Consider the following 9,035-nt stretch of genomic DNA (forward strand, 5'->3'; position numbering starts at 1 on the left):
GCCCGCAGTCGGGACGGTGTAAATAGAAAATTACATTATCTCATCAGGAATTTTCAGATCGTGTCTTGCAAGTTTGCATATTACTGCTAGCGCTCAGGAGCAAGTGTGCTGAGCAGAGCAACAATGGGGCAGTCACAAGCGGGGCAGAGATGAAAAGGCCCGCACCAAGGCGGGCCCAACAGGGTCACATGGCCTGACTGACGCTGGCCAATTTGTCGAAGTAGTCCGGGAAGGTCTTGGAAGTACAGCCCGGATCATTGATGGTGACGGCGGTATCTGACAGCGCCACCAGCGAGAAGCACATGGCGATACGGTGATCGTTGTAGGTATCGATCTCGGCGTGCTTGAGCTGGGTCGGCGGGGTCACGGTGATGAAGTCATGTCCCTCCTCCACCTCCACACCCAGCTTGCGCAGCTCGGTCGCCATGGCGTGCAGACGATCGGTCTCCTTCACCCGCCAGTTGTAGATGTTGCGAATGGAGGTGGGCCCCTCGGCAAACAGCGCGGCAACGGCGATGGTCATGGCCGCATCCGGAATGTGGTTCATGTCCATGTCCACCCCGTGCAGCGGCGCCTGCTCAGCCTCAATGAAGTCGTCGCCCCAAGTGATGCGCGCGCCCATCTTCTCCAGCACGTCGGCGAAGTGAATGTCGCCCTGAATGCTGTGCTTGCCGATGCCCGTCACGCGCACCTTGCCCTTGATGGCGCCGGCCGCAAGGAAGTAGGAAGCGCTGGAGGCATCCCCTTCCACCAGGAAATCGCCCGGGCTGATATAGGTCTGGTTGCCCTTGATGTAGAACAGCTTGTAGTTGTCGTGCTCAATCACCACCCCGAACTGCTTCATGATGTGCAGGGTGATGTCGATGTAGGGCTTGGAGACCAGCTCCCCCTTGATGTGGATGCGGGTGTCACCGGCCGCCATGGGCGCCGCCATCAAAAACGCCGTCAAAAACTGGCTGGAAACGGAGCCATCGACGTGCACGTCACCGCCCCACAAGCCCTTGGCGTCCACCACCAGCGGTGGGTAGCCGTCTTTTTTCAGGTACTGGATATGGGCACCCGCTTCGCGCAGGGCATCCACCAGATGGCCGATGGGGCGCTCTTCCATGCGCGGCTCGCCGCCCAGGGTGTATTCGCCGGAGCCGAGACACAGCGCAGCGCAGAGCGGACGCATGGCGGTACCGGCGTTGCCGAGGAACAGATTGACTGGTTCCTTCACCGCGAAGCTGCGGCCCAGACCGTGCACAGTGCACGCTGTCTTGTCGGCGGAGAGCTTGTACTTGACCCCGAGCTGGGTCAGTGCCGCCAGCATGTGACGTATGTCATCGCTGTCGAGCAGGTTGGTCAGCCGGGTAGTGCCGCGGGCCAGGGCCGCCAGCAGCAGGGCCCGGTTGGACACGCTCTTGGAGCCGGGCAGATTGACCTCACCGGCCACACGAGAAATGGGTTCCAAACGCAACGAATTCATAGACTTCCTGTACTATCTCAAATAATTCACCTGACCGGACGTTAGCAGCCCGCGCCTTGCTCGGCAAGACCGCTCACTGCACAAAAGCGGGCCAGACTCGCGGTCGATCAGGATCCACTGAAAAAACAGACGCCGGGGAGTCCCCGGCGTCTGTCATGGGGGAAAAACGCCTCAACCGTGGCGCTTGGCAAAGCCATCCATAAAGCTCACCAGGGCCTTGACCCCTTCCAGCGGCATGGCGTTGTAGAGGCTGGCTCGCATGCCACCGACGATACGGTGCCCTTTCAGTGCCAACAGACCGGCCGCTTCCGACTCGGCCAGGAACTGCTTGTCCAGGGCATCGTTCTTGAGCTGGAACGGGATATTCATGCGGGAGCGGCAACTGGCATCCACCTTGTTGCCATAGAAGCTGGACTGGTCGAGATAGCCGTAGAGGAACTCGGCTTTTTCCTTGTTGCGCGCCTCCATCGCCTCGAGCCCGCCCTGTTCTTTCAGCCACTCGAACACCAGACCGGCCAGATACCAGGCGTAGGTGGGCGGCGTGTTGAACATGGAGTCGTGCTTGGCGGTGAGCTGGTAGTCAAAAATCGAGGGCACGTCGGCTCTCGCCTGGTTCAGCAGGTCGTCACGTACGATGGCGATAGCCAGCCCTGACGGGCCTATGTTCTTCTGGGCACCGGCGTAGATAACACCAAAACGGCTCACATCCATGGGACGGGAGAGAATGGTGGAGGAGAGATCCGCCACCAATGGCACATCGCCGGTGGCCGGGATGTCGAACATCTCTATGCCATCGATGGTTTCGTTCGGGCAGTAGTGCACAAAGGCCGCATCGGCGCGAAACGCCGGGGTCGGCAGCAGGTGGGAGATCCCCTGCGCATTCTTGGCAACCCCCGGGAAAGTCTGGATGTCACCGTACTTGTGGGCTTCATCCACGGCGCTCTGGGCCCAGACACCGGTCAGCAGATAATCGGCCTTTTTGTTGGCGCCACCCAGCAGGTTCATGGGCACGGCGGAGAACTGGCCACGACCACCACCGTGCATGAAGAGCACCTTGTAGTTGTCCGGCACCGCCAGCAAGTCGCGCAGGTCCGCTTCGGCCTTCTCGGCGACCGCCATATAGGGCTTACCGCGATGGGAGAGCTCCATGACCGAGGCTCCCAGCCCCTGAAAATTACAAAATTCGCGCTGGGCGCGCTCCATGACTTCAACCGGCAACATAGCAGGGCCGGCGCAGAAGTTGTAAATCTGTTTGCTCATGACGCTTTCCGTGAGTGGATGAGAGTAATCGATGACGTGTCTGGTTTTACACAAGAGCCGCCCCAGGATCAAAGGCTTTTTGGGCGCTGGCTCCCACTTTTATCACCCGGGTCAAGTCGGGCTGCCATCGAAAAAGCCCTGAACAGGTCAGGGCTTGCAGGGAACATGCATGGAAATGGGGGGCAGACCGCATCAATGGCAGGTAAGGCCTCGTTTCAACAAATTCACAGCTTGGCGGTGAGCTCGGGCAGCAGGGTGAACAGATCCCCCACCAGACCGTAGTCAGCCACCTGAAAGATGGGGGCCTCGCTGTCCTTGTTGATGGCCACTATCACCTTCGACTCTTTCATGCCCGCCAGATGCTGAATGGCCCCCGAAATGCCAACCGCGATATAGAGTTCAGGCGCGACCACCTTGCCGGTCTGACCCACCTGCAGATCGTTGGCCACATAACCCGCATCCACCGCCGCCCGCGACGCCCCGACCGCGCCGCCCAGCTTGTCGGCCAGCGCCTCGATAAGGGCAAACTGCGCCTTGGAGCCAAGCGCCCGTCCGCCGGAGACCACCACCCGCGCCGCCGCAAGCTCGGGCCTGGCGGATCGCACGGCGCACCGCTCGACCAGCCGGATCCGGCAGGCCACATCGGCCACCGGCAGCCGCTCGACAGCAGCCTGCCCAGCCCCGACCTCGGCCTTGGCAAAGGCGGTCGGCCGGATGGTGAGCACCTTGATGGGAGCACTGCTCGCCACCCGGGCAACGGCATTGCCCGCGTAGATGGGACGCAGGAAGGTATCGCCGCTCTCTATACCAGTCACCTCGGAGAGCATCTCCACCCCGAGCCTGGCCGCGACCCGTGGCAGCAGATCCTTGCCCTGGGTGCTGGCCGCCATCAGACAGTGCTGATAGTCACGTGCAATGTGGGCGAGCAGCGGATCAACCCCGTCGTTCAGCCGTTCCGCCAGTATGGGATGCTCGGCCAGCAGCACCCTGTTCACCCCTTGCAGACAAGCGGCCTGTTCGCCCGCCTCGGTCAGCCCCTGACCCAGCAGCAACAGATGCACCTCGCCGCCAAGCTGGCCTGCCGCCGTGACCAGCTGGGCCACGTTGTCGGCAAGCCTGCCCTGATGATGTTCCGCAATAACCAGTACGCTCATGGCAGCACCCTATCGTTAGTCACGCTTTCCATCGCGCCAGCCCTCATACCAACCAGGGGCAGGCACGCACTATGTTTCACCATCATCAATGCGTTCATGGCAGTACCTTGGCTTCGTGCTTGAGTTTGTCCAGCAGCTCGTCCACCGAGCCGACCCGGATGCCGGCACGGCGCCCCGGCGGCGCCATCACACCAAGCAGCCGGGTATGGCCAGCAGGTTCGACGCCGAGGGTCGCGAAGGGGGCGCTCTCGAGCGGCTTGCGCTTGGCCTTCATGATGTTGGGGAGCGATGCAAAGCGAGGTTCGTTCAGGCGCAGATCCACCGTCACCACGGCAGGCAACGGCATACCGAGGGTCTCCAGGCCACCGTCGATCTCGCGGGTCACCTGCAACTCCCCCTCCACCAGCTTGATGGCGGAGGCGAAGGTAGCCAGCGGCCAATCGGTGAGGGCTGAGAGCATCTGGCCCACCTGGTTGTTGTCAGAATCGATGGACTGCTTGCCAAGCAGCACCAGATCCGGCCGCTCCTGCTCACACACCTGTTGCAGGGCGCGCGCCACGGTAAGCGGAGTAAGGGTCTCATCAATCACATAATGGCGAGCCCGATCCGCCCCCAGCGCCAGGGCATGGCGCAACTGCTCGACCGCCGCCTCCGGTCCGAAGGTCACCACCACCAGCTCGGTCGCGATGCCGGCTTCACGTAGCCTCACCCCCTCCTCCACCGCAATTTCACAAAACGGGTTGATCCCCATCTTCACATTGGCGAGCTCCACGTCGGAGCCATCGCTCTTGACCCGGATCTTGACGTTGTAATCCAGTACCCGCTTGATCGCGACCAGCAGCTTCATGACGCGCATCCCTCGCTTCGGTTGAGTGAATCCATTGACGAGCCCTCGCATTTTTTTGCTTACAATTGCTTTACGTTTACGTAAACTACCAGCACTACCCTAGGCCAAGTCAAGCGCAGAGGCAAGATGGAACGCGAAGCAATGGAATTTGATGTCGTCATCGTCGGTGGCGGCCCGGCAGGCCTCAGTGCCGCCATCGCCCTGAAGCAGCACAATGCCGATCTCTCGGTCTGTCTGCTGGAAAAGGGAGCGGAAGTCGGCGCCCATCTGCTCTCCGGTGCCCTGTTTGATCCCGTCGCCCTCAAGGAGCTGTTGCCGGACAGCTGGCAGCAGGCGCCCCTTGGCATACCAGTTAACGATGATCAGGTGCATCTGTTACAAAACGAGCGGCGCGCCCTGCAACTGCCCCATTGGGCTGTGCCGCCGCGCATGCACAACGATGGCAGCCATATCCTCAGCCTGGGCAACCTCTGCCGCTGGCTCGGTCAACAGGCCGAGCAGCTGGGAGTCGAAATATACCCGGGTTTTACCGCAAGCAAGCTCATCATGGAAGCGGGACGGGTGAGAGGTGTGATCACCGGCGATCTCGGGCTGGACAGAGCTGGCAATCCCAAGGCGGATCACGTGCCCGGCATGGCGCTCTATGGCCGCTACACCCTGTTTGCCGAAGGGGCCCGCGGCCATCTGGGCAAGCAGTTGATCGCCGAGTTCAATCTGGAAAACAGCGCCCAGCCGCAGCACTATGCTATCGGCTTCAAGGAGCTCTGGCAGGTACCCGCAGAGCAGGCCAAGCCGGGTCTGGTGCTCCATGGCAGCGGCTGGCCACTGGTCGAGCGCCGAGCCAGCAAGAGCCAGGGCGGCTTCTACCTCTATCACATGGAAGGCAATCAGGTGACGGTCGGGCTCATTGTCGATCTTAACTACAGCAACCCCTGGCTCAGCCCGTTCGACGAGTTCCAGCGCCTCAAGCACCATCCACTCATCGCGCAGACCCTGCAGGGCGGCGAGCGCATCAGCTACGGTGCCCGCGCCATTACCAAGGGCGGCTGGCACTCCCTGCCGCGCATGCACTTTCCCGGTGGGCTGCTGATCGGCTGCGATGCCGGCACCCTGGACTTTTCCCGTATCAAGGGCATTCACACCGCCATGAAATCAGGCATGCTGGCGGCGAAAACCGTCGCCATGAGTCTGCGCGGCGGCGATGAGGGGTGCCAGGATCTGGCCGAGTACAGCGATGCGTTGCAACAGAGCTGGCTGGGGCAGGAGCTGAAGAGTGCCCGCAACTTCGGCGCAGCCCTGCATCGCTGGGGCCCCTTGCTTGGCGGCGCCTTCAACTGGCTGGAGCAACGGCTGCCTCGGTCTCTGCTCTCCCAGCGGGGATCCCCCTTTACCCTGCTGGACAGGGAGCCGGACTACCGTCAGCTGCGCATGGCCAGCCGCTGCGATCCCATCGATTATCCCAAGCCCGATGGCAAACTCAGCTTTGACAAGCCCTCCTCCGTCTATCTGGCCAACACCAGTCACGATGAGGATCAACCCTGCCACCTCACGTTGCAGGACGCGAGTATCCCGGTGGCGGTCAACCTGCCCACCTGGGCCGAGCCCGCCCAGCGTTACTGCCCGGCCGGGGTGTTCGAGATAGTGGAAAGCGAACGCCAGCCTTACTTGCAGATCAACGCAGCCAACTGCATTCACTGCAAGACCTGTGACATCAAGGATCCCAGCCAGAACATCATCTGGACGCCACCGCAAGGAGGGTCCGGGCCCAACTATCCCAATATGTGACAAGGCCCGGCAGAACTTGAGGCCCACCATATCAAGGATGCCCTATTCCAGCACATCGTCTGGACGCCACCGCAAGGAGGGTCCGGGCCCAACTATCGCAATAGGTGACAAGGCCCGGCAGAACTTGAGACACGCCATATCAAGGATGCCCTATTCCAGCACATCGTCTGGACGCCACCGCAAGGAGGGTCCGGACCCAACTATCCCACTAAGGTCTATCCCCCCAGACGGGCACTCGGCGCAATGCGACAGTCAACAGGCTGTCACTTTTACGGCCAGATCCGCTGATCCGACCTCGCTGTTTTTTTGAGCGAACAGGCTGAACCTCGGATGAATAGGCCCTGACAAGCACGCCCCGCCCCTGTATAGTTCGCCGCATTCAGGTTTTCCATCGGCCCGTTTTGCTTATCCACGGGATCGCTTTCTATGCGATCTAGGCCGCATGACCTGTGCAACCATCCCTGATTACCCATGACTTTTTAAGGGGGGACAGATGATCACCGCCTACATTCTCAATAACAAGGTACTGGACATCATCACGCTCGGGCCTGACGACATAGTGCCTGACAACACCGTCTGGCTGGATGCCTATAAGCCGGACACGGCAGAGCGAGAATGGTTGACGGGCCTGTTTCTGGAAGAGGTCCCCGACAAGGAAGAGCTGGACGACATCGAAGCATCCGCCCGTTTCTACTGGGATACCGATGGTCTGCACATTCACTCCCTGTTCCCCCAGCGGATCGGCCGTGACACCAAGGGTGTCCACGTCTCTTTTACCCTGCGCAACAACCTGCTGATCAGCATCCGCGAGGATGACATCGGGCTGGTGCGCCTGCTGCGCCACTATATGCGCCAGGACAGGCTGGAGGTGGAGGATGCCCTCGACATCCTGCTGGAGGTGCAAAACCTCAAGGTGGAATACCTCTCGGATCTCATCGAAGACGGTTACAAGACCCTGGAGAACACCGCCGATCAGATCTTCGAGCCGGATCAGATCAACCCCATGCTGAAAGAGTTGATGGCGCAGGAAGAGGCCAACGGCCAGATCCGACTCTCTCTGCACGATACCCGCCGCGCCCTGCGGTTTCTCAAGCGCAGCCTGCGCCAGCGCATGAGCCTTGAGCAGAACAAGTGGATCGACGAGATGCTGCACGACGTGGAGTCCCTCTTGCCCCACACCCAGTTCCTGTTCGACAAGATCAACTTCCAGCTGGAGGCCTCCATGGGGGTCACCAATCTGGAGCAGAACAAGGTGATCAAGATCTTCTCGGTTGCCGCCGTGATCTTCCTGCCGCCGACCCTGATCGCCAGTATCTACGGCATGAACTTCGGTCGCATGCCGGAGCTCGCCTGGGAGTATGGCTATCCCATGTCGCTGGTGTTGATGGTGATGTCATCGCTCGGCACCGGCCTCTTCTTCAAGCGCCGAGGCTGGCTGTAAACACCGCCAGACAGTGCGATAACAAGAGACGATGAATTGGGGGACATTGGCCCCCGATTAATTCGTGTCCCCCGGCACGCCTTGCAAAGGGCCCCAGCCTGCCCCATATCCTCTTCATCATTTGCACAACCCAAGCGGATAACGGGCGACCATGACCCTCTACCCCGAACACAGATATGACGATCACGGCCAGCTGCGCCCTCCCCTCTGGTTTTGGCCCATCGCCCTCTTGCTAACCCGCTCGGTCTGGCTGTTTCTGATGGCCGGCGTCACCCGCGAGAGCGGCAGCGAGATCCTGACCCTCTTCTATCCGGACAAGATCAGCCTCTACATCAGCCTGCTGACCGACGTACCCGCCATGCTGGCGCTGCTCGCCTTTGGCGGCACCTATCAGCAGACTGACAGCGTACGGGCCTGGCTCAGACGCCACAGCCGCGGCCTCTTGCTCTGCTCCACCGTCAGCGGCCTGGTGATGCAACTGCACAGCCTCAACCTGCAGAAATGGTCGTTCAGCTGGCCTACCGCCCTGGTGCTGATCGGCAGCCTCTGGGCACTCTGGTACCTGCTGCGCAGCCGCCAGATCCGCGAATACGCAGCCGATCAACCCCACTGATCACGCTGGGGTCACTCATTGACGAGTGACCCGGATCTGCAGGGTCTGGCGATCGCTCTGGCTGCTGCGGCCCCCCTGCAACTGAGTGCCCAGGCGGCTTCCTTGCTGGGCTGAACTGGTGGATAGTTCCCCCACCGTCAGCCACTGCCCCGGGACACCACTCACTTCGGTGGCACTCTGCCCCGTGCTGACAGTGCCCTGATCCAGCCTCGCCTGCTCGCTGCTCAGCGCTATCTGCACCCGCTCGCCAATCAGGGTGGCGGTGGCATAGAGGCCGTTGATGAGCGGCATCAGACCCACCACCTGACCGCCGCGCCACTGATAGAAGGTGACCGGCTGGTAGGAGCCCATCTGCAGTAACACGGGCCGCCCCGACAGGCCGCGCACCTGCCAGCTGTCGTTCTGGCGACGCTGGTATTGGCGGGCATCGCCTTCCAGCAGCCACTGCCGCTTGGCCGCATCACGAC

The 9,035-nt window shown here is 61.3% G+C and carries 7 protein-coding genes and 1 pseudogene; 3 read left to right on the forward strand and 5 right to left on the reverse strand.

Translation table 11 applies throughout. The annotated features are described in order from the left end of the window. Positions 1–184 precede the first annotated feature (184 nt). The 4 genes from aroA to BN1129_RS05065 form a co-directional block, all read right to left on the reverse strand. A complete protein-coding gene (gene aroA / locus BN1129_RS05050; protein WP_042034886.1) occupies positions 185–1,468 on the reverse strand; it encodes a 3-phosphoshikimate 1-carboxyvinyltransferase in 1,284 nt (427 codons plus the stop codon). 171 nt (positions 1,469–1,639) lie between these two features. Further along, entirely contained in the window at positions 1,640–2,728 is a 1,089-nt protein-coding gene (serC, locus tag BN1129_RS05055) for a 3-phosphoserine/phosphohydroxythreonine transaminase (protein ID WP_042034888.1), read from the reverse strand. 224 nt (positions 2,729–2,952) lie between these two features. Further along, positions 2,953–3,882: an electron transfer flavoprotein subunit alpha/FixB family protein gene (locus BN1129_RS05060; RefSeq protein WP_042034889.1), complete on the reverse strand. Its 930-nt coding sequence runs from the start codon at positions 3,880–3,882 to the stop codon at positions 2,953–2,955. 94 nt (positions 3,883–3,976) lie between these two features. Then, on the reverse strand, positions 3,977–4,729 hold the full coding sequence (locus BN1129_RS05065) for an electron transfer flavoprotein subunit beta/FixA family protein (protein WP_042034890.1): 753 nt from the start codon (positions 4,727–4,729) through the stop codon (positions 3,977–3,979). A gap of 126 nt (positions 4,730–4,855) precedes the next feature. On the opposite strand from BN1129_RS05065, the gene BN1129_RS05070 reads away from it, so the two are divergent. The 3 genes from BN1129_RS05070 (at position 4,856) to BN1129_RS05080 (ending at position 8,568) form a co-directional block, all read left to right on the forward strand. Continuing rightward, on the forward strand, positions 4,856–6,514 hold the full coding sequence (locus BN1129_RS05070) for an electron transfer flavoprotein-ubiquinone oxidoreductase (protein WP_042034891.1): 1,659 nt from the start codon (positions 4,856–4,858) through the stop codon (positions 6,512–6,514). 493 nt (positions 6,515–7,007) lie between these two features. After that, the gene (corA, locus tag BN1129_RS05075) at positions 7,008–7,955 is read left to right on the forward strand and encodes a magnesium/cobalt transporter CorA (protein WP_042034893.1); all 948 of its coding nucleotides are present in this window, start codon (positions 7,008–7,010) and stop codon (positions 7,953–7,955) included. A gap of 151 nt (positions 7,956–8,106) precedes the next feature. Then, complete coding sequence (locus BN1129_RS05080; protein ID WP_017412312.1) at positions 8,107–8,568, forward strand: DUF2919 domain-containing protein; 462 nt, start codon at positions 8,107–8,109, stop codon at positions 8,566–8,568. Between the two features lie 15 nt (positions 8,569–8,583). Here BN1129_RS05080 and BN1129_RS05085 read toward each other — a convergent pair. Beyond that, positions 8,584–9,035, reverse strand: a pseudogene (locus tag BN1129_RS05085) (hypothetical protein); the annotation flags it as partial.

This window comes from Aeromonas popoffii (assembly GCF_000820025.1).
GTDB classification, from domain to species: Bacteria; Pseudomonadota; Gammaproteobacteria; order Enterobacterales; family Aeromonadaceae; genus Aeromonas; species Aeromonas popoffii.

Excerpts from the sequence above, each read along its gene's own strand:
- BN1129_RS05060 (WP_042034889.1), bottom strand. The coding sequence starts at position 3,882 with ATGAGCGTACTGGTTATTGCGGAACATCATCAGGGCAGGCTTGCCGAC.
- BN1129_RS05080 (WP_017412312.1), top strand. The coding sequence starts at position 8,107 with ATGACCCTCTACCCCGAACACAGATATGACGATCACGGCCAGCTGCGC.
- BN1129_RS05070 (WP_042034891.1), top strand. The coding sequence starts at position 4,856 with ATGGAACGCGAAGCAATGGAATTTGATGTCGTCATCGTCGGTGGCGGC.
- aroA (WP_042034886.1), bottom strand. The coding sequence starts at position 1,468 with ATGAATTCGTTGCGTTTGGAACCCATTTCTCGTGTGGCCGGTGAGGTC.
- serC (WP_042034888.1), bottom strand. The coding sequence starts at position 2,728 with ATGAGCAAACAGATTTACAACTTCTGCGCCGGCCCTGCTATGTTGCCG.
- corA (WP_042034893.1), top strand. The coding sequence starts at position 7,008 with ATGATCACCGCCTACATTCTCAATAACAAGGTACTGGACATCATCACG.
- BN1129_RS05065 (WP_042034890.1), bottom strand. The coding sequence starts at position 4,729 with ATGAAGCTGCTGGTCGCGATCAAGCGGGTACTGGATTACAACGTCAAG.